The following is a 19189-nucleotide window of genomic DNA, read 5'->3' as shown; positions in this document are numbered from 1 at the left end:
GACGCCGGCTCGCCCACGTGCATCGACGCCTGGGCCGGAGGCCCCATGGGCACGTACACCTTCGTCGTCTACAACGACGAGGGCGACGACATGGAGGTCTACCTCCAGGACGTGAAGACCGAGCAGATCTACCTCGAGGTGGAGAACTTCGGCGGCGGCGCAACCCGGCGGGTCACCGCGACGCTGCCACCGGCCTCCTACCGCTGGGTGTGCATCACCTCCTACACCATCAAGTTCAGCAAGCCGGTCACCGTCACCGGCGACGAGCTCCCCGAGAGGGTGCACGGCGTGACGCCAGTGACGCCGCTGGACCTCCGCATTCCGATCAATCGGTACGTCGCGTGGGTGCAGAGCCAGTTGCCGACCCTCAGCCGCCAGGTGAAGCAGCTCCAGGCCGACCTCCACGCTGGCAACGTCGCGGCCGCGAAACGCGACTGGCTCACCGCGCACCTCACCTACGAGACGCTCGGCGCCGCATACCGCGCCTTCGGCGACCTGGACGACGCCATCAACGCCGACCCGCCGGGCGACCCGGCGGCGGTTGTGAAATTCGAAGGCTTCCGAAAGATCGAAGCGATGCTGTGGGCGGGCAAGCCAGCGAAGGCGATCGCGCCGCACGGCGATGCCCTCGTCGCCGCGGTGGGCCGGCTGGCAACCGAGCTGATCAAGCCGAACGCGATCACACCGCTCGACATCGGTATCCGCGCCCACGAAATCCTCGAGGACACCCTCGGCAGTGACCTCAACGGTGTCGGCGACGCCGGAAGCCACTCCGAACTCGCCACAGTCAACGCCAACCTCACCGGCACACGGCACGCCTTAGACCCGCTGCTGCCGTTGCTGGAGAAGCAGGACCCCTACCTGGCCGAGACCCAGCAGTGGCTGAAGAAGACACAGCAGCTGGTACAGAGCTACCACCACCGAGACGGATGGATCCCCTTGTCGTCACTCACCATCGGCCAACGGGCTGAGCTCAACGCCGACGTTCAGCAAACCGTCGAGCTGCTGTCCCACGTCGCCGTCATCACCGAGCCCCGGAACGGCACCCGATGACCCGGCGTCCGACGCCAGAACCGAGCGACCGGGTCACTCGGCGGGGCTTCATCGGTGCCGCCGTCGCAGGGTCGGCAGGCGCCGTTGCCGCAGTCACGGTCCTCACCACCAACCCCGCGGCCGCCGACGGCGGCGTGCCTGTGACCCCGCCGGCGGCGTACCCCTTCGAGGGGAAGCACCAGTCCGGCATTCTGGAGCTTGCGCAGCGTGCGTCGGCGTTCGTGGCGTTCACGGTGACCTCGCCCGATCGCGCGCGACTGCAGCAGATGCTGAAGACCCTCACCTCGACGATCCGCTACCTCATGACCGGACGTGGGGTGCCCTACGACGGCATGGTGTCCACCTCCTACGAGAACGGTGTGCTCGGACCGGACATAGCCCCGGACGGGCTCACCGTGACGGTGAGCGTCGGATCCAGCCTTTTCGACGAGCGCTTCGGGCTCAAGTCAGCCAAGCCCGCCCGACTGCGACCAATGGACGAGTTCCCCAACGACGTCCTCGACCGGAGCTTCTGTGACGGGGATCTGATCCTCCAGATCTGCGCGAACAATCACGACACTGTCCTGCACGCGCTGCGCATCCTGATGCGCGCGACGCGCGCCGACCTGCAGGTGCGCTGGCGGAAGGAGGGTTTCACCAGCCCCCCTCGTCCGGCAGGCACACCACGCAACCTGCTGGGGTTCAAGGACGGAACCGCAAACAAGGAGGTCCTCGACAGCCCCGAGGTCATCGACCAGATTGTGTGGACGAAGGGCGGCGGTGACGAGCCCGCATGGGTCGAGGGTGGCTCCTACCACGTCGTACGGCTGATCCGGATGTTCGTGGAGTTCTGGGACCGAGTCTCGGTCCTGGAGCAGCAGCGCATGATCGGGCGCGACCGCGACAGTGGCACACCGCTCACCGGAAGCAAGGAGTTCGATCTACCCGACTATCGGCACGACCCATACGGCGATGTTGTTCCGGTCACCGCACACATCCGGCTCGCCAACCCGCATGACGGAACCGTCGACGACCAGAGGTTGCTGCGGCGCTCGTTCAACTACAGCGCCGGGACCGACCCCAACGGCCAGCTCGACATGGGGCTGATCTTCGCCTGCTTCAATCAGGACCTTGACCGGCAATTCGTGACGGTTCAGAAGCGCCTCATCGACGAGCCTCTCGTCGACTACATCTCACCGTTCGGCGGCGGCTACTTCTTCGCCCTGCCAGGCGCACGCGACGATAACGACTGGCTCGGACGAGGCATGTTGAGCTCGTACGGATAACGGAATCTACGACCTGGACCTCGTGGAACGACTGCTCGAGAAGGACCTCGCACCGGCAGACCTCCGCGAGGGCGAACTGTCACGGGGCAACTGTGGTTCGCCTACCAGGACGCGCGCCGAGCGCCAGGCCGGCCGCTGACCAAGGCCGAGCGGGTCCGTCGCGACCACGCGACCCCGCCAGGTACGACTTCGCGATGAGCCAACAGAGCGAGCGACTTCCGCCAACCACCGGGTCCAGGCACGGTGCGCCGGCCTGGGTGTCGATGCCTAGCTGCCGTCGGCGCAATCCCGCCCGCTGGACCGGCCGCCAGCTTCCGCGGCGCACCCGTGTCAGGCAGGCTTACGCACCGCCGTCCCAAGGCGATTGTCGATCAGGTACCGCCAGAGGCCATCGGCGCCGCGGCGCGCGACATCGCTTGCCGTGCCTTCGACACGCACGTGCTTGCCATCGGGACCCGTGCCGTCGATCGACCAGTCCACCACGATCTGCGCGATGTCGTCGGCAACGAAGACATGGCGCGCGTTGGCCTCCAGCGGCAGGCCGAGGCTGAGGTCGCGCTCGAGTGCGGCAGCGATCTCAGCGCGATCAGTGACGGTTCCCCCGTCGTCCGCGATGAGCACGGCCCCCTCGTACAAGGTCATCATCGCGTCGACCTTGCCGGAGTTGAATCGCTCGATCAGCGACGGGATGACGTCTTCGGGTTTGTTGGGGAGTGCATAGGAATCGGACATTGCGGTCTCCTTTTCGTGTTGGTTGTCGAACTCTCAGCTGGCCGCGCGACGATCGTGTTCTCGAGTGGTCAGGGACGAATGCGGATGATTGTCTTCCCGCTGGTCCGCTCGGTCGGGTTGAGGGCGGCGACGGCGTCGTCGAGGCTTGCGATGTTGCCGATGTTGGTGCGCAGTCGTCCGTCTCGCACTCGGTGGACGATCTCACCCAGTTGGGTGCGATCGGCCTCGACGACGAAGTCGATCGCCCGGCCGTTGGTGGGCCACGCCTCGGGTGGCCCGACGACGGTCACCAGTGTTCCTCCGGCGCGGATCAGGCCCGCGGAGCGCTTCTGGATGTCGCCGCCGATGACGTCGAAGACCAGGTCGACGGCCCCGATGTCTTCCAGGGCGTCGTTGTCGAGGTCGACGAACTCCTGCGCGCCGAAGTCGAACGCCTTCTGACGGTCGACGGTGCGACCGGTGCCGATGACGTAGGCGCCGGCCTCGCGCGCGAGTTGGGTCACCATCGTCCCGACCGCGCCGGCGGCACCGTGGGCGAGGACACTCTGCCCGGCCTGGAGGTGGCCGTGGTCGAACAGTCCTTGCCATGCGGTCAGGCCCGAGATTGGCAGGCTCGCGCCGACGGTGAAGTCGACGTCGCCCGGCAGCGGGGCGAGGTTGCGTGCCTCGACGGCCACGTATTCGGCCAGGGTGCCGTCGCGGTGCCAGTCGGTGAGGCCGAACACCCGCTGTCCCACCGACAGGCCGGTCGTGCCGTAGCCGAGGGCGGTGACCACTCCGGCCAGCTCGTGCCCGGGGATCGACGGAGACTTGTCACGGCCGGCGCGATCGGTCCAGGTCGAGGGCCACTCCAGTTCAGTCGGGACGAAGCCCGACGCGTGAACCCGAACGACGACGTCGTTGATCGCTGCCGGCGGCTCAGGCCGCTCCGTGAGCGTCATCCCGGCCGTCCCCGCAGCCTCGTCCGTCACCACAATCGCCTTCATAAGAATTGTCTCCTCGGTCATTTGTCTCCCTGATGGAAAGGTTGCATCGATGGGCGCGTGTCACTCACGAACGAACGTGGATGATCGTCTGCCCGCTGATCCGCTCGGCCGGGTTGAGGGCCGCGGCAGCATCGTCGAGGGCTGCGATGCCGCCGATGTTCGTCCGCAGTCGTCCGTCCCGCACCCGCTGCACGATCTCACCCAACTGGGCGCGATCGGACTCGACGACGAAGTCCAGGCCTGCGGACCGCTTCCGGATGTCGCCGTCGATGACATCGAAGACCAGGTCGACGGCGCCGACGTCTGCCAGGGTGTCGTTGTCGAGGTCGACGAACTCCTGCGCCCCGAAGTCGAACGTCTTGTGACGGTCGGCGGTGCGTCCGGTAGCGATGACGTAGGCGCCAGCCTCGCGTGCGAGTTGGATCACCATCGCCCCGACTGCGCCGGCCGCGCCGTGCGCGAGGACACTCTGCCCCGCCTGAAGACGGCCGTGCTCGAACAGCCCTTGCCACGCGGTCAGGCCCGAGATTGGCAGGCTCGCGCCCACGGTGAAGTCGACGTCGCCCGGCAGCGGCGCGAGGTTGCGTGCCTCGACGGCCACATACTCCGCCATCGTTCCGTCGCGATGCCAGTCCGTGAGGCCGAACACCCGCTGTCCCACCGACAGACCGGTCGCGCCGTAGCCGAGGGTGGTGACCACTCCGGCCATCTCGTGCCCGGGGATCGTCGGTGTTCGGTCGTGGTCGGCGCGATCGGTCCAGGTCGAGGGCCACTCCAGCTCAGTCGGGACGAATCCTGAGGCATGAACCTGAACGACGACGTCGTTGATCGCGGCCGGCGGCTCAGCGGTCTCCACGAGCGTCATCCCGGCCGTTCCCGCAGCCTCATCCTTCACCACAATCGCCTTCATCGGGCGCCTCCCCTTACCCAGTCCTCGCCTGCACGGCACTTTCGGTTCGCCAGTGTTAGTGGCACCAGACCTCGGTGTTTTAGGCCAAGGCGGACGCGCAGACCGTTCTGGTTGTCGATAGCCCCATCGTGAGCGCATCACCAGAGGGGCTGCCACGACCGAGTTTCTCCCAGCTAAGAGGCCGAACCTCATGGATGCGCCCCGGGAGTGCAACTGGACTTTACGGTCCACTAGGGGGTCTCGGTGTGGGCTGTTGTCAACTGGGGCGCTCTGGTGTCGATAGTTCCGCCTGGATCGGCTCCGCGCAGGGACAGCCTGGGGGATTCTGTGGAGCGGCCGCACCTCACCGGCAGGTCTGACGGCAGTAGGCGTGCCGCACCGTCACTCTAGCAACTTGGACCTTCAGGTCCAACTAACCCGGCCGGCCTGGCCGCTGACCGCTGTGCCATTGTGGTCGCGGAACGGTACGGGTTCGGTGGAGGCGACCTGCGGTGACTGACGTGCTGAAGACAGACAGGCTCACGCTGCGGCCCTGGCGGCTGGGCGACGCCGAGGCGGCGCTGCGGATATTCGGTGACAACGAGGTCGCCCGATGGTTGACTCCCGCGTTGGAGCGCGTGCCGGATGTGAGCGCGATGAGGCTGCTACTCCAGCGCTGGAATCTGGACGAAGCGCGTTCGCCGGCGCCGGCCGGGCGGTGGGCGGTCGAGCTCTCCACAGACGCCCGGGTCGTCGGCGGAGTGTCGCTGCAGTATCTCCCGCCGGGTGGGGAGGACCTGGAGATCGGTGTGCAGTTGGCGCCGGATGTGTGGGGGCAAGGCTTGGCCATCGAGGCAGGGCACCGGGTCGCTCACCATGCCTTCGCGCACGATGGTGTGGATGAGGTATTCGCGGTAGCGCGGCCCACGAACACACGGGCCGCCGCCATGGCCAGGCGGATCGGGATGGAGTGGGTTGGTGAGACGGACAAGTACTACGACCTGCGGCTCCATGTGTATCGCTTGTGGGCCGCGGATCTGGATAAACCACTGCCTGGCCAGGACCCGGGACGGGCGGCGGAATGACGGGCGAGGCCGCCTCTCGCTGAAAGGTCAGGGCGAGGGGTCTTCTCCTCCGCGGCCCTCGACCACGTGCGCACGCTCGGGTTGGCCGTCCGGTCCGTCCCTGACATCTGTCCCTGGACGGGTGCTGGCTGTCCGTAGCTAAGCGCTCAGGCCCTCTGCCTGGGAATCCGTGCGCTTTCCTTCGCCGCGAGCTCCTCGTCGTCGACGAAAGTGATCATTGCAACGCCGGGGGCGCACAGCATCACGACGACAAGCCGGCTCCAGCTGTCCGCGAGCAGGTTCGAGATGGTGTAGTGGATGACATCGCCGCCTGGTTCCCAGAATGCCTCTCCGGCCTTGATCGGATAAGGAGCCTCACCTTCGAGCTCGAACAGCATCTCCCCTTCGAGCATGAAGCCGAAGACGGGGCCGGAGTGACGGTGCGGAGCGATGCCGGGGTCCCCCGGCGGCAGGTCGAGGCGTCGGACCATCGCGAACGCACCCTGCGGGATGAACGGCGGCTCGACCTCCAACAGGTCCTTCTGCGTCATGTTCGTTTCAACAACAGGCATACGACAAGGCTAGCTCCGCGCAGCCCGCCACCGGGCACTCGGTTTCGCCGGAGCGGCCCCGGTCCGCAGGGTCGGCGCACAACAGTGTTTACGCTGAGGTGACCCACCCTGGGACGACATTTCGTCACGGGCAATCCCGTTGCGCTCCCGCCTCGGGAACGCCTTACGGGGGAAGGAAGAGATTACCTGGAGAAGGCCGTGTCGCTGCTGTCGGTGCAGCATCCGCGAGCCGCCTTCGCCCCCGCCAGCCTCAGCGGCCGGAGGCGGGCGAGCTCGCGGAGGATTGGTGGACCGGCCCCGATCATCTAGGCCGGTAGCCTTGCCTTCGTGACCAGGTCGGAGAGCGCCGAAGAGGAGTCGAGACGGACACCTCGCGGTGCGGCGACGAGGCGGCGCATCATCGAGGCCGCGGCCGAGCTCATGTACGTGAAGGGCGTCAGCTCGACCACGCTGGACGAGGTCCGCGCCGCGAGCGGCACGAGCAAATCTCAGCTCTACAACCACTTCGCCGACAAGGAGCAGCTGGTCCGCGCCGTGGTCCTCCTCCGCGCAAAAGAGATCATGGAGCGCGAGCATGCTGCGCTACAACGCCTCAGATCGTTCAATGGTCTGGTTCGGTGGAGGGACGCACTCGTCCAGCGCAACTCACTGCAAAAGGGCGCATACGGCTGCGTCCTCGGCTCGATCGCCGGAGAGGTCTCCGACCAGGACGTGGTCGCCCGCATGGCCCTGGCCGAGACCTTCGACGAGTGGGAGAAACTCATCGAGGCCGGCCTGCGTCGCATGCAGGATGCCGGGACACTCGCTGCCGACGCCGACCCTCGGAAGCTCGCGATCGGGCTGATGGCAGCGCTGCAAGGGGGCTACCTGTTGGCCCAGGCCGCTCATGACGTCACACCCATGGAGATTGCGCTCGACATGGCACTCGATCATGTCAGGATGTTTCTCCTGGCCTGATAGGTGCAGTGCTCACCCGGCGGAATGGGAGCGAAGACAGCTCAGCGCCAGGTCGAGCGCAGCTTCCAGCTGAGCGATGTCACGGGTTGTCTTCGCCAGCAGCGATCCGCCCCGCAACGCGGCTGTCAAGCCCATCGCCAGTCTGGCCGGATCTGCGTCGACCGCCAGTTCGCCGTTCTCCCGCATTCGGGCGATGCCGGCTGCCAACAACGCCTCCAGTGTGGAGGCCGCGACGGGACACGTCACTCGCGACCCGGTGCCGTTGCACGCGCAGCTGGCGACATCGGGCACCGTGGAGATGCCGAGGATCGCTTGCCGGTGCAGGTTGATGACCTCATCGCGCCAGCGGGCCAGGTCCTCGAGTGAGTCCAGGCTGCGCAGTAGCGACCCTCCCAAGGCCGAGGCATTGCTGGGCGAGTCGGCAACGGCCCGTGCGCGCAAGCATGCATCGCGGTCCATCGATGAACCCTGACTGTAGTGGTCTGTAGAGCCCATTGGTGATCTCCATGTCTGCTGGTTCTCTGACCAACTTGGACGGTACAGTCCAGTAGGGTGGCGACTCCAGTCGCCCGGTGGGCGAGAAGATGGCGCCAAGCGGCCCAGTTGCGCCATGTTCTCAACGCGGTCGCGGCCGGTTATCGGATGTTGCAGTCCAACGCCCTGGGTGCTTCAACTCCTCGGGCGTGGCCTACGTGCGCGGTTGGCGCGTCGACACGCTCACGTCAGGTTGTGTCCTGCGACCCGCTGATGGCGCTTGTGAGCGAGGACCTCGTTATCGGGTGCCCCTGATTGATGTGGACCAAATAGTCCATGTACGTTGGAGGCTTGGCGCGCCCGGAACGGGCTAGGTTCGACGTGACGAGCGCCGCGCGAGGAGAAACCATGCCGATCGATGAGGACAGACCGCCGCGAGCGGGTACGCCATGGCGACGACACCCCTGGATCATGCCTACGACAGGGGCGGCAAGTCATACCGAGCCCGGGCGACCGGGAAGTCCCCGGCTAGGGACTAACAAAAAGGGTAACGGGCGCGGCCATGACCAGTCGCCGCCGTTGAACAGTCCGCTCATGTGGTCGAGGCCATCCGCGTCGCCCGGCTGCAGCATTCCGTCAACCGTGCGACACAGACCGTAGTTGAACAGGTGCGCATCGATGGCTGACGCGCCCGCCTTTTTCTCACGTGAATTCAGAAAGGCGAAATAGGGGTTCCGCATCCGAATCATGATGGCTGTCCGAGGTTCTCCGCGACGGTGGGTTAGAAGTTGGCGAAGTTGGCCCTATGTCACGGCTGCCGTCGTCTATCTGATCGTCGCGACGGTCACCCGCCAGATGGCGGCAGCAGGCCAGTTCGATGAGGCGATCGGTGACGGTCACATAGGCCTGGCCGGGCTGGCAAGCATCCTGGCCGGCGTTCCGACCGCGATCGCCTTGGTCTGCGTGCTGTTCATGGGCCTGCGTGGATGGCCGGGTATTGCTGTCGCTGCCTTGGCCGCGAACCTGTTGATCGGGCTTCCTCCATTAGCGGCGGTCGCACTCGCGGTAGCCAACGTAGTGACTCCGTTGTGTGGGTATTTGTTGATGCGCCGCGCCGGATTTCGTCTCGGACTCGCCCGCTTTCGTGACGCGATCACGCTGGTCTTCCTCGGAGCCTTCGCAGGCACGCTGATCGAGGCGGTATCGGTCAGCTTCCTGTTCGGTAGTTTCGGACTGTCCACACATTTCTGGGCCCTCTGGTTGGTGGCCTGGACCGGTGACGCGATGGCCGTGCTGGTCGTCGTGCCCTTGTTGCTCGTGGTTCGGCGCCCACGGCTGCCCCGACACATCGACTGGCGCCGATGGCTGGAAGCGGGAGCTCTGGTGGGGGGTACCTTCCTCGCGGCGTGGGCCAGCTCCACTTCCTTCAAGGTCCTGTTCCTCGTCTTCCCGTTCCTGATCTGGGCAGCGTTACGGTTCCAGCTCGCCGGGACGGCGCCCTGTGTCACGGTAGCGATGACGGTGGCGCTCGTCGCCGAGGTCAACGGCGCCGGCCTGTTCGCCGGCGGGGACCTCTACACCAAGCTGATCACCCTGCAGGTGTTCAACGGCGCCACGGCGCTGAGCGCGCTCCTGCTCTCCGTGACCATCAGCCAACGCAACAATGCGCAACGAGAGATCGAGACCGCCTGCTCCCAGCTGGTCGACACCATAGGTCACCTCGACCGGGTACGCGACAGAGCCTTACCCCTCGGCTCACACATCGCTCACCGGCGGAGCGACGCGGACGAGGGAACCTGACCACCGCGCCCGTCAACGGGCGTCGTGGAACGCGCGGCGTGGCGCCCAACGTCCGTTGTCGTCTGCGGCGTTGGCGTTGGAAGGGGGCGGCCTTGGGCATGGCGGAATCACGGCCTTCCTCTTGTGGACCATGATGCTCGGTTCGACCATTCCATGCCGCTCTAGTCCTCTACGAGCGGTCGTACGGCATCGTGCCAGTAGAGGTCAGCGTCCTCTTCGCTGTATACGCGATCGGCGCCGTCATAGGGCTACCCACTCTCGGCTGGCTTTCCGACCAGATCGGTCGCAGGCCGGTACTTGGCACCGCGCTGTTGCTCGCGGCCGCCGCGGCGAATCTGTTCCTGGTCTCGAACGACCTCGGCATGACGCTCGCCGCGCGGGTGCCCTCCGGGCTCGCCGCCGCCTTGGCCACCGGTGCGGGCAATGTCGGGACCGGCGAGCAGCTCCCGACCGACCGCAGGTGTGCGGATCGCGTCGAGGATCCGATCTATCCGGACGTTGGTGTCCTTAGGGCCGGTCATGACCGACGTCACGAGGGTCCGTCGTCAGGAACCGGTCGAGCATCTCCCAGCCGCTCACGGGCCATCACGTCCCTCGTCCAGGTACCCATCGGCGACCAGCGTGGAGCGGATCTTGGGGCGAGCGTCGAAGACGACCTCGTAAAGTGCGTTATGGCTCACCCCGAGCCGCGCCATCAGCGCGTCCAGCGCTACGCCGTCGACCACGATCGCGACGAACACCCGCCGCTGGTGTGAGTGTGCCGTCGACCGCGCGGCGCACCGCCGCGACGAGCTCGGCAGACTCGATGTGTGCGCCCGGATCCAGCGCGTGCCAGTCCGGTAGCCCTCCACTCCTCGCAGTCGAGCGCCACATCCGGGCGCCGCCAATAGTGACGCGAGACGGGCCAGCTTGCCGGCTACCTCGAGCACGACGAAACGGTACGCCCAGGTGATCAAGCGGCTCTGGCCACGGAACGTGGCCAGCTTCGCGAGGATCGCCACCATCGCGCCGGACACAGCCTGGCAGGCGACGGCGGTCAGCTCCAGGCCCTGTCACCGGGGTGCGGCATTGCGCGCCGGTGCACCTCCCGCAATGTCGCGCGCACCAGCATCTCGTGCAGCCCATCGAAGGCCACGTCTCGCTCGGCACCGGTGCGGAGGGCCCGCACCCGTCCGCCGAGTCCTCGTCCGGGCCGACCACCTCAGCCCGGGCCGGCCCGCGAACCCGGGGTCCGCGGGCCGGCGGTGTCAGGCCGTCGCCCGCTTCGGGAGCTTCCACCCCGGGCGGGGGAAGTGGCAGGTGTAGCCGTGGGGGTAGGTCTGCAGGTAGTTCTGGTGCTCGGGCTCGGCCTCCCAGAAGTCACCCGCCGGAGTGACCTCGGTGACGACCTTGCCGGGCCACAGGCCCGAGGCGTCGACGTCGGCGATCGTGTCCTCGGCGACCCGCTTCTGCTCGTCGCTGGTGTAGAAGATCGCCGAGCGGTAGCTGGCGCCGATGTCGTTGCCCTGGCGGTCCTTCGTCGAGGGGTCGTGGATCTGGAAGAAGAACTCGAGCAGCGCGCGGAAGTCGGTCTTCTCGGGGTCGTAGACGACCTCGATGGATTCCGCGTGGGTGCCGTGGTTGCGGTAGGTGGCGTTGAGGACGTCGCCGCCGCTGTAGCCGACGCGCGTGGACACGACGCCGGGCTGGTGGCGGAACAGCTCTTCCATGCCCCAGAAGCAGCCGCCGGCGAGGATCGCCTTCTCGGTGGTCACGTCGTCTCCCTACTTGTCGTCGGTGTCAGGGTTGGTGTCGCTCGTGAACAGGGTGCGGTATTCGCCATACCCTGCGTTCTCCAGGTCGTCGAGGTGGATGAACCGCAACGACGCAGAGTTGATGCAGTAGCGCAGTCCACCCTTGTCGACGGGACCGTCGTCGAAGACGTGGCCGAGGTGGCTGTCCCCGTGCAGCGAGCGGGCCTCAGTCCGGATCATCGCGTGGCTGGAGTCTTCGCGCTCGACGACGTTCGTCTTGGCGATCGGCTTCGTGAAGCTCGGCCAGCCGGAGTTGCTGTCGTACTTGTCGACAGATGCGAACAGCGGCTCGCCGGACACGACGTCAACGTAGATGCCGGGCTGGTGGTTGTCCCAGTAGGCGTTGGCGAACGGATGCTCGGTGCCGTCCTGCTGGGTCACGCGGTACTGCTCCGGGTTGAGCCGCGAAACGGCTTCCGGGTTCTTGTGGTACTGGGTCTGCTGGGGCACAGATCTCCCTTCCTCGCCCTTCGGCGCGAAGCTGCGGAGCCAGGTCAACGTGCCTGGACGCGTAAATGTACAGACACTCTCCGGGCCGGTTGTATTCCCGCGGGGGCCCCCACACTAGTGGACCATTTAGTCCAAAGGAGACGTTCCTAGGGCTGGCGTCGGTGCCGTGGTTGCGGCACGTGGTCTGGAGTACGTCGCGTTCGCCGCAGCACCCGCTTGGCCTCAAAAGTGGACTTGACCGACCAGTTCCATCGGGACTAGGTTCGGGTCGTCCGACTGTGCGCTCCTCTAGCGACGAACTGTACGACTTTGGACCAACCGGCGCCGGACGTCGCGCCACTCCCGGGGAACCACGGTTCTGCCAACCCAAATCTCGATTCGGTGGGGAAGGAACAACTGTCATGAGTGAGGGCTTCGAGGGCCGTAAGGTCGTGGTCGTCGGCGGCAGCAGCGGCATGGGCCTGGCCACCGCTCACCAAGTCGTCGCCGGGGGCGGCACCGCCGTGATCACGGGCCGAGACCAGGACAGGGTCCGGTCCGCGGTCGAAACGTTGTCGCAGAACGGAAAAGCGTGGGGCATCACGGCCGAGCTGACCGACCGCGACCAGGTACCCGAGGTCCGGAAGCAGCTCGCCGCCGAGCACGCCGACGCGACCCTGCTCGTCAACGCCGCGGGTTTCTTCATCCCGAAGGCCTTCAGCGAGTACGACGAAGCCTTCTACGACTCGTACAACGAACTGAACCGCGCGCTGTTCTTCATCACGCAGACCGTCGTCGCGGGTATGGTCGCCGGGGCCCAGGGCGGCGCCATCGTCAACATCGGCTCGATGTGGGCGCACCAGGGCATCGCGGCGACGCCGCACTCCGGCTACTCCGTGCAAAAAGGCGGCCTGCACTCGTTCACTAAGGCGCTCGCGATCGAGCTCGCGCCGCACAGCATCCGGGTCAACGCGGTCGCGCCCGCGGTCGTGAAGACACCCCTGTACCTGGGCTTCGTCCCAGCGGACAAGCTCGATGAAACCGTCGACAGCTTCGACAGCTTCCACCCGCTGGGGCGGGTGGGCAGCCCGGAGGACATCGCGAACGCGGTGTCGTTCCTGCTGTCGGACAAGTCGAGCTGGATGACCGGCGCCATCGTCGACGTCGACGGCGGCATCATGGCCGGCCGCAACTGACCCCCGAAACGTAAACGCCGGGATTGCGCCGGCGTGGGCTGCGGTCGTGCCCGTACGCGTCCGCAGCCCGCGCCCGGGGGGACCACCGGCAATTACGGCGAGACCGTGGCTCGGCCGACCCGCACGTGGTCGCGCTCGATGGTGAGGTCAAAAACTCCACCCATGCCGGCCAGTCCGTCAAGGCCTACCCCGGCCGCTACCTCGAGTGTCATTGGCGAGCAGCAGCTTATCGCGGCCTGCGCACTACACGTGGCGCCTACCCGGTCGTGTACAACAAGGCCGAGACGTCCTGGTAGGCGGCTCGAAGGTAGTGCGGTCCCGTCGACGACGTGGTCACGCTGATTGGGGCGAGCGTTACGGTGCACGAATGCGTGGCCGCCGCCGAGGAGTTGGCCGCTGAAGAGTCCGGGCACGGGCGATCAATCTGTACTCGATCAAGCCGGTCGACGTCGACACCCTGGTCGCGGTCTCCGCAGCGACCGGCGGTCATTTCGTCGTCGCCGAGGACCACCACCGCCGAGGGCGGGGTCGCGTCGGCCATTCTCGAGGCGCTTTACCTGCCGGCACGACACTCAGCCCCGTGCACCTATGCGTCCGCGAGATGCGGGCTCCGGCACCCCGGCGGAACTGCTCAACACGGCGGGCATTGACAAGGCGCGGGGCGGCCTTGTGGAGTAGTGCCTCCCCGGAGTACCCGAGGGCCGACTGGTAGCGCGGCGCGACGAGGTAGTAGCGCAGCTCGACCGGCGACACCGCTTGGCCAGCTCGGTGATCAGCAACCTGGTGCCGATCGACTTGCTCATCTTCTGCGCGCAGAGGTTCAGCAGCCCGTTGTGCAGCCAGTAGCGCGCGAACCTGTCACCTGCGCCGCGGGATTGCGCCGGCTCGCGCTCGTGGTGCGGGAACACGATGTCGGTGCCGCCGCCGTATATGTCGAACGTCGGGCCGAGGTAGGTCGGCGCTATCGTCGAGCACCCCAGGTGCCAGCCGGGGCCGGCCGGGCCCCACGGCGTCGGCCAGGACGGTGCGCCCGGCCGGGGGATCCCTTCCACAGTGTCGGTGAGCTCGACCGTGGCCATGACATTCCTCTCGTCGGTGCGTTCAGGCAGTCGGCACCGGGAGGCTGAGGACGAGCGATCCACGCAGGTCGACCAGGACGCGGTCGGTCGTGCGCACCACGCGCATAACGACGTCCTCGCAGCCGGGACATCGGGCGACGAGGCCGGGCGCTCGGTCGAACACGTGCATCGCGGCCAGCGGACGGGTGGTCCGGCAGCCGGCGCAGGTGAGCTCGGCAAGGGTGAGGTCGGTCCCCATGACCTCGCGGAGCGGTCCGGCGAGGGCGTTACCGTCCACCCAGAATGCGTCGTCTGCTCCGAGGTTGGTGGTCGTCATGGTCATCCTCCGGTGGGTCCGAAGCGTTCGGTGCGGATGTTCGCGGGATCGTGGCCGATGTCGATGAGGAGGTCGGTAACGGTCTCGACGAATCCAGTGGGGCCGCAGACAAACGCCACAACGTCGGCATCGCGGGTCCAGGCGACGCGGGCGAGGGCGTCGGCGTCCAGTCGTCGGGGCGGGTCCGGCCAGCCGGGGGGCGCGACCCTGGTATAGACGTGTGTGACGGCGACGCGCCCATCGCCAGCGGCTCGTGCAGTTGCAAGATCCGCGGTGAACAGCGCATCGGAGGGGGATCGGGTCGAATAGACCAACCTGGTGGGATTCGTCGCCGCACGCACCATCGACATCAGGGGCGCCACGCCGGACCCGCCGCCAATCAGGAACGCAGGGCGCGGATCGGCGGGTCGGCGCACGAACCAGCCGCCGAGCGGTCCACGGATCTCGAGTTGGTCACCCGGCTCCGCCACGTCGACGAGGTACGGCGAGACCTCACCGTCGGCCACCGCCTGGACGGTAACCTCGAGCCGGTCAGGGCCCGGAGCGGACGAGATCGAGTAGCTGCGATACGCCGTATACCCGTCGGGAGCCGTCAAGCGGACATCGACGTGTTGGCCCGGCACGTGACCTGTCCAGCCGTCGACCTCGAGGACCAGGGTCCGCGCCGTCGCAGCCTCCGCCCGGATGGTGGCGATGGTCGCCGGCTGCCAGGTCAGTCTGCCCAGTGCCGCTGTTCGCGCCATGGGTCGCCGTAGTTGTGGTAGCCGACCGTCTCCCAGAACCCGGGCTCGTCGTCCAGACGCAGTTCCAGAGCGCGCAGCCACTTCGCGCTCTTCCAGAAGTACAGGTGAGGAACGAGGAGACGCGCCGGCCCGCCGTGTACCGGCACCAGCGGCTCGCCGTCGAACTCGTACGCTACCCAGGCCTGGCCGTCGAGAAGGTCCTCGAGCGGGAAGTTCGTGCTGTAGCCGCCGTAGGAGTGGGCGACGACGTACTCGGCCGCAGTCTCGACGTCGGCCAGCAACGTGTCCACCGACACGCCTCGCCAGCTCGTGTCGAACTTCGACCAGCGCGTGACGCAATGGATGTCGACAGTCGGTTCGTCGGCAGGAAGGGCGGTGAACTCCGCCCATGACCACGTGCTCCGCTCGCCGGCCTCAGTGACGACGGAGAGCTCCCATTCATCGAGGCCGATGCGCGGTGTCGGTCCCGCCGACAGCACCGGGAAGTCGTCAGTGCGGTACTGGCCAGGCGGGAGATCGGTGTCGTCGCGTCTGCGGCCGCCGAAACCGCGCGTGATCACGGCCATGTGCCCCTCCTCGCGTGTCGGGCGGCCGCGATTCCGCCGCCACTCCTGCCTCCACCCGACCGGTGGATGTCGATGTGAACCCTTACTGAAGTGGACTGTGGAGTCCACCTGTGATCTCCATGTCCGGCGTTTCTCGACCGACTTGGACGATACAGTCCAGCAGATTGGCAACTCCAGTCGCCCCAGCGAGCGAGAAGATGGCGACGATTAGCCCAGTTGCGGCGTGTGCCCCGCGTTGTCGCAGTCAGTCGGCGGACATCGACGTCCAATGCCCGGGTTGCTTCGACTTCTCGGGTGGGGCCTCCGTGCGCGGCGCGCGTCTATACACCCACGTCAGGCCGCGTCCTGCGACCCGCTGACAGCGCTCGGGAGCGAAGACCTCGTCGTCGGGATCCCGGATGGTTGTGGACTAAATAGTCCATGTACGTTGGAGGCCCAGCGCGCCTGGAACGGGCTGGGTTCCACGTGACGATCGCCGTGCGAGGAGAAACCATGCCGATCGATGAGGACAGACCGCCGCGAGCGGATACGCCATGCTTCCCGACAGCAGGCGGTGGCAGCGGGGCAAGGGCTCGGACGGCGGAGGTCATCCGGGAGAATCAGGACTGGGTACGCGGGCTCAGCGCGACCGGAGACATCCATGAACGCGCCAGCAGGCGCCTGTATGCACTCCTGCTCCGCACAAGTTTGGCGGAAGCTCGGCGCATCGGATCGCGGCTACGGCTCGCGGGCCCCGAGGTGGACGACCTCGCTCATCAAGCCACAGCAGACGCGCTGCTCACCATCACCGGCAAGGTGGGGACATTCCGTGGCGAGAGCAAGTTCACCACATGGGCGTACAAGTTCGTGATCTTCGCGGTGGCGGTCAAGCTGAAGCGCCACTTCTGGCAACGTGGCCCAATAGCACTCGAGGACGGAGACTGGAACGCACTCCCCGCTCGTGTCGGCGGCGGCCCCGAAGACTGGGCTGAAGCTCGCGACCTCGCAAACGCCGTCCGACACGCCGTCGACGAATCACTGACCGCCAGGCAGCGCGCGGTCTTTGTCGCCCTGGTGCTTGAGGAGACGCCGATGGACGTCCTCGTCAACCGGCTCGACTCGACGCACAACGCGATCTACAAGACGATGTTCGACGCACGTAAGAGGCTTCGCTCCGCCCTCGTCCGTGGCGGTTACCTGTCTGGACAGCAGCAGGTGTGATCACATCGAAGATGTCCGGGGCCGGCCCCTCACTGCTTCAACCGGGCGCGCGGTCTATGCCCGCAGCGCGTCCCCCGTACGCGGAGCTGTCCGGCATCGGCTGACGCCAAGAACAAGAACGAGCGGCCTCGGCCGGCGAACGAAGTATCGACGAAGGGACACCCGCCATGACCGACCCGACTGAGCCGGCCCGATACGCCTTCGAGTACCCCGACGAGGCCGGATACCCCGACGGGAAAGGCACCCCCAGTCAGGATCAGATCGACCTCATCGACGAGGTAACCGACGATCCCCACGCTCCCGCGCTCGACTTCGCAGTCGTCAACGACGAGAAAGCCGGCATCTACGAGGCCATCGTGGGCGACCGTGAGATCGCCGGCCTGCCCTACCACGTCGCCGGCGACGACCGACTCGTGTTGCTGGCCACCTCGGTGTTCCCCGAGTTCCGCAAACAGGGCATCGCCACCGAGCTGATCAGACGCGCCCTGGACGACGTGCGCGCGCAAGGAAAGACGGTCACCGTCATGTGCCCGATCGTGCACACCTTCATCGAGCGCCACCCCGAGTACGCAGACCTCATCGACCCCAAGCACCCAGGAGTAGCCAGAGGCCACCGATGACCTTGGTTGCTCCAGGCCCGTTGGTGGTCGGCGGGAAGGCGTCGAGGAACGAGCGAAGTCGTGACGTTGTAAGTAGGACTGCGCGACGGATCGCCACTGATCGGGTCTACGGAGGACACCATTCGTTGGCCTTCTCGCTTCCCGATGTCGCGTGGGTCGCCATGTGGCCCTGTTCGCGGCCGGCCTAGTTCAGAACAAGGGAAAGGCACGGCTCGATGCAGGACGTGGCGCCAGTGAGCAACCAGGTCAGCCGGGGCGGAACGCTCCGGCTGGCTTTCTTGTCCGCGGTGGTCTCACTGGCGGCCACGTTTGCCGCGTCGGCCGCGCCGATCCCCCTCTTCAACACTTACCGGGCCGAGGACGGGTTCACCAACGCCGACATCTCGCTGGCCGTCGTCGCCTACGACCTGCCCACCCTCGTCGCACTGTTGGCGATGGGGCGGCTGTCCAATCATGTGGGCCGACGGCCCACCTCGATCGCCAGCCTCGGCCTGCTTGCGCTGGGCTGTCTGCTGCTGCTGAACGTGCGTGACGTCGGTACCCTGCTTGCCGGTCGGGTCCTGATGGGCCTCGGTGCCGGGCTGGCCAGCAGTAACGTCACCGCCTACATCGTCGACGCCGCACCCGCCAAGCCGGCCTGGCTGGCCTCCGTCGCCTCCAGCCAGACAGTCATGCTCGGCCTCGCCGTCGGCGCCATCGCCTCCGGTGCCCTGGTCCAGTTCGGCCCCCGGCCCCGCGACCTCATCTACCTGGTTGCCATCGGCCTTCTCCTCCTGTCTGCGGCGCTTATCGCCGTCAGCCCGGAGACCGTGACTCCGACGCCGGGCGGTTGGCGATCACTGCGCCCCAGCGTTCGCGTACCGGCCAGGGTCCGGGGATTGCTCCCCGTCGCGGCCGCGGTGTTCCTGTCCACCTGGGCGACCGGGGCCTTCTACCAGGCCTTCGTGCCCGCACTGGTCGAAGATCAACTCCAGACGCGCAGCCCTCTCATCCTCGGACTGGTGTTCGCCGCCTACATGGCCCCCAGCGCTGTGGGCGCTCCCCTTGGGGGCCGGTTCACACCGGCGGCAGCCCAACGCATCGGCATGATCGCCTTCCTGGCCGGAATGATCGGCATCATCACAGCGATCGCCACCGGCACGCTGGCGTTGTTCATCGCCGCCACCATCGTCGCCGGCGCCAGTCAAGGCATCGCCATCAGCGCCGCCACTCGCGGCCTGTTGCAGGGCAGCACCCTGGCCGAGCGGGCACCGACCTTCAGCGTCATCTACCTCATCTGCTACAGCGCGGCCGCCTTCCCTAGCCTCATCTCCGGCCAACTCTCCAACATCTTCTCGCTTCCGCAGATCGCCCTGGGATACGGCGCACTTGCCGTCCTCGCCACCCTGTTCGCTGTCCTCGCTGCACGCAACCCGGACAACGACACGGCCGGGAACAGCCAGCCCGGTCAGTAAT

21 protein-coding genes and 1 pseudogene are annotated in these 19189 nt (G+C 66.9%); 10 read left to right on the top strand and 12 right to left on the bottom strand.

Annotated features, from left to right (window positions below):
- Positions 1-45: 45 nt before the first annotated feature.
- Positions 46-1053 carry an EfeM/EfeO family lipoprotein gene (locus HEB94_RS04185; RefSeq protein WP_192748714.1) on the top strand — a complete coding sequence of 336 codons (1008 nt, stop codon included), beginning with the start codon at positions 46-48 and terminating at the stop codon, positions 1051-1053.
- Entirely contained in the window at positions 1050-2318 is a 1269-nt protein-coding gene (gene efeB, locus HEB94_RS04180) for an iron uptake transporter deferrochelatase/peroxidase subunit (RefSeq protein ID WP_192748713.1), read from the top strand. The genes HEB94_RS04185 and efeB overlap by 4 nt, the downstream gene beginning before the upstream one ends.
- 330 nt (positions 2319-2648) lie before the next feature.
- Here the strand turns inward: efeB and HEB94_RS04175 are convergent, their stop codons facing one another.
- The 3 genes from HEB94_RS04175 to HEB94_RS04165 all read right to left on the bottom strand — a co-directional run bounded on the left by HEB94_RS04175 (position 2649) and on the right by HEB94_RS04165 (position 4946).
- Positions 2649-3050, bottom strand: a complete 402-nt coding sequence (locus tag HEB94_RS04175) for a YybH family protein (RefSeq protein WP_192748712.1) — start codon at positions 3048-3050, stop codon at positions 2649-2651.
- Positions 3051-3118: 68 nt separating this feature from the next.
- The gene (locus HEB94_RS04170) at positions 3119-4036 is read right to left on the bottom strand and encodes an NADP-dependent oxidoreductase (RefSeq protein WP_192748711.1); all 918 of its coding nucleotides are present in this window, start codon (positions 4034-4036) and stop codon (positions 3119-3121) included.
- A gap of 64 nt (positions 4037-4100) precedes the next feature.
- The gene (locus HEB94_RS04165; RefSeq protein ID WP_192748710.1) at positions 4101-4946 is read right to left on the bottom strand and encodes an NADP-dependent oxidoreductase; all 846 of its coding nucleotides are present in this window, start codon (positions 4944-4946) and stop codon (positions 4101-4103) included.
- A 491-nt stretch (positions 4947-5437) separates the two neighbouring features.
- Here HEB94_RS04165 and HEB94_RS04160 point away from each other — a divergent pair, with 491 nt between their 5' ends.
- A complete protein-coding gene (locus tag HEB94_RS04160) occupies positions 5438-6010 on the top strand; it encodes a GNAT family N-acetyltransferase (RefSeq protein ID WP_192748709.1) in 573 nt (190 codons plus the stop codon).
- A gap of 146 nt (positions 6011-6156) precedes the next feature.
- Here the strand turns inward: HEB94_RS04160 and HEB94_RS04155 are convergent, their stop codons facing one another.
- Positions 6157-6522: a cupin domain-containing protein gene (locus HEB94_RS04155; RefSeq protein WP_238361414.1), complete on the bottom strand. Its 366-nt coding sequence runs from the start codon at positions 6520-6522 to the stop codon at positions 6157-6159.
- Between the two features lie 366 nt (positions 6523-6888).
- Between HEB94_RS04155 and HEB94_RS53310 the strand changes: the two genes are divergently transcribed.
- Positions 6889-7518: a TetR family transcriptional regulator C-terminal domain-containing protein gene (locus tag HEB94_RS53310; protein WP_192748708.1), complete on the top strand. Its 630-nt coding sequence runs from the start codon at positions 6889-6891 to the stop codon at positions 7516-7518.
- A 12-nt stretch (positions 7519-7530) separates the two neighbouring features.
- Here HEB94_RS53310 and HEB94_RS04145 read toward each other — a convergent pair whose 3' ends face one another.
- Positions 7531-7914, bottom strand: a complete 384-nt coding sequence (locus tag HEB94_RS04145; RefSeq protein ID WP_192748707.1) for a hypothetical protein — start codon at positions 7912-7914, stop codon at positions 7531-7533.
- A 572-nt stretch (positions 7915-8486) separates the two neighbouring features.
- Positions 8487-8732 (bottom strand): hypothetical protein, encoded by a 246-nt coding sequence (locus HEB94_RS04140; protein WP_192748706.1) that lies wholly within the window; start codon positions 8730-8732, stop codon positions 8487-8489.
- A gap of 7 nt (positions 8733-8739) precedes the next feature.
- Between HEB94_RS04140 and HEB94_RS04135 the strand changes: the two genes are divergently transcribed.
- Both HEB94_RS04135 and HEB94_RS04130 read left to right on the top strand, forming a co-directional pair.
- A complete protein-coding gene (locus tag HEB94_RS04135) occupies positions 8740-9792 on the top strand; it encodes an MASE1 domain-containing protein (protein ID WP_192748705.1) in 1053 nt (350 codons plus the stop codon).
- A gap of 173 nt (positions 9793-9965) precedes the next feature.
- A pseudogene (locus HEB94_RS04130) lies at positions 9966-10547 on the top strand (MFS transporter); the annotation flags it as partial.
- A gap of 492 nt (positions 10548-11039) precedes the next feature.
- Here HEB94_RS04130 and msrA read toward each other — a convergent pair.
- Together msrA and msrB are read right to left on the bottom strand one after the other, a co-directional pair.
- Entirely contained in the window at positions 11040-11546 is a 507-nt protein-coding gene (gene msrA / locus HEB94_RS04125) for a peptide-methionine (S)-S-oxide reductase MsrA (RefSeq protein WP_192748703.1), read from the bottom strand.
- A gap of 9 nt (positions 11547-11555) precedes the next feature.
- The gene (gene msrB, locus HEB94_RS04120; RefSeq protein ID WP_192748702.1) at positions 11556-12035 is read right to left on the bottom strand and encodes a peptide-methionine (R)-S-oxide reductase MsrB; all 480 of its coding nucleotides are present in this window, start codon (positions 12033-12035) and stop codon (positions 11556-11558) included.
- A 431-nt stretch (positions 12036-12466) separates the two neighbouring features.
- On the opposite strand from msrB, the gene HEB94_RS04115 reads away from it, so the two are divergent.
- Complete coding sequence (locus tag HEB94_RS04115) at positions 12467-13210, top strand: SDR family NAD(P)-dependent oxidoreductase (RefSeq protein WP_337917458.1); 744 nt, start codon at positions 12467-12469, stop codon at positions 13208-13210.
- Positions 13211-13782: 572 nt separating this feature from the next.
- Here the strand turns inward: HEB94_RS04115 and HEB94_RS04110 are convergent.
- From HEB94_RS04110 to HEB94_RS04095, 4 genes are read right to left on the bottom strand one after another with little or no spacing between them, the layout of a single operon-like run.
- A complete protein-coding gene (locus tag HEB94_RS04110; RefSeq protein ID WP_202896107.1) occupies positions 13783-14289 on the bottom strand; it encodes a cysteine--tRNA ligase in 507 nt (168 codons plus the stop codon).
- A 22-nt stretch (positions 14290-14311) separates the two neighbouring features.
- Positions 14312-14605, bottom strand: a complete 294-nt coding sequence (locus tag HEB94_RS04105) for a DUF6510 family protein (protein WP_192748700.1) — start codon at positions 14603-14605, stop codon at positions 14312-14314.
- Between the two features lie 2 nt (positions 14606-14607).
- Positions 14608-15348 (bottom strand): ferredoxin reductase, encoded by a 741-nt coding sequence (locus tag HEB94_RS04100; protein WP_192748699.1) that lies wholly within the window; start codon positions 15346-15348, stop codon positions 14608-14610.
- The gene (locus HEB94_RS04095) at positions 15318-15914 is read right to left on the bottom strand and encodes a molybdopterin-dependent oxidoreductase (protein ID WP_192748698.1); all 597 of its coding nucleotides are present in this window, start codon (positions 15912-15914) and stop codon (positions 15318-15320) included. The genes HEB94_RS04100 and HEB94_RS04095 overlap by 31 nt, the downstream gene beginning before the upstream one ends.
- A gap of 492 nt (positions 15915-16406) precedes the next feature.
- On the opposite strand from HEB94_RS04095, the gene HEB94_RS04090 reads away from it, so the two are divergent.
- From HEB94_RS04090 to HEB94_RS04080, 3 genes are all read left to right on the top strand, one after another.
- Positions 16407-17114 carry an RNA polymerase sigma factor gene (locus HEB94_RS04090; protein WP_202896106.1) on the top strand — a complete coding sequence of 236 codons (708 nt, stop codon included), beginning with the start codon at positions 16407-16409 and terminating at the stop codon, positions 17112-17114.
- A 167-nt stretch (positions 17115-17281) separates the two neighbouring features.
- Positions 17282-17734: a GNAT family N-acetyltransferase gene (locus HEB94_RS04085; protein WP_192748697.1), complete on the top strand. Its 453-nt coding sequence runs from the start codon at positions 17282-17284 to the stop codon at positions 17732-17734.
- A 215-nt stretch (positions 17735-17949) separates the two neighbouring features.
- Complete coding sequence (locus tag HEB94_RS04080; protein ID WP_192748696.1) at positions 17950-19188, top strand: MFS transporter; 1239 nt, start codon at positions 17950-17952, stop codon at positions 19186-19188.
- Position 19189 lies beyond the last annotated feature (1 nt).

The organism is Actinopolymorpha pittospori (assembly GCF_014873875.1).
GTDB classification, from domain to species: domain Bacteria; phylum Actinomycetota; class Actinomycetes; order Propionibacteriales; family Actinopolymorphaceae; genus Actinopolymorpha; species Actinopolymorpha pittospori.
Note: the sequence above shows the minus strand (reverse complement) of the source record. Positions and strands in the feature narration are given on the sequence as shown.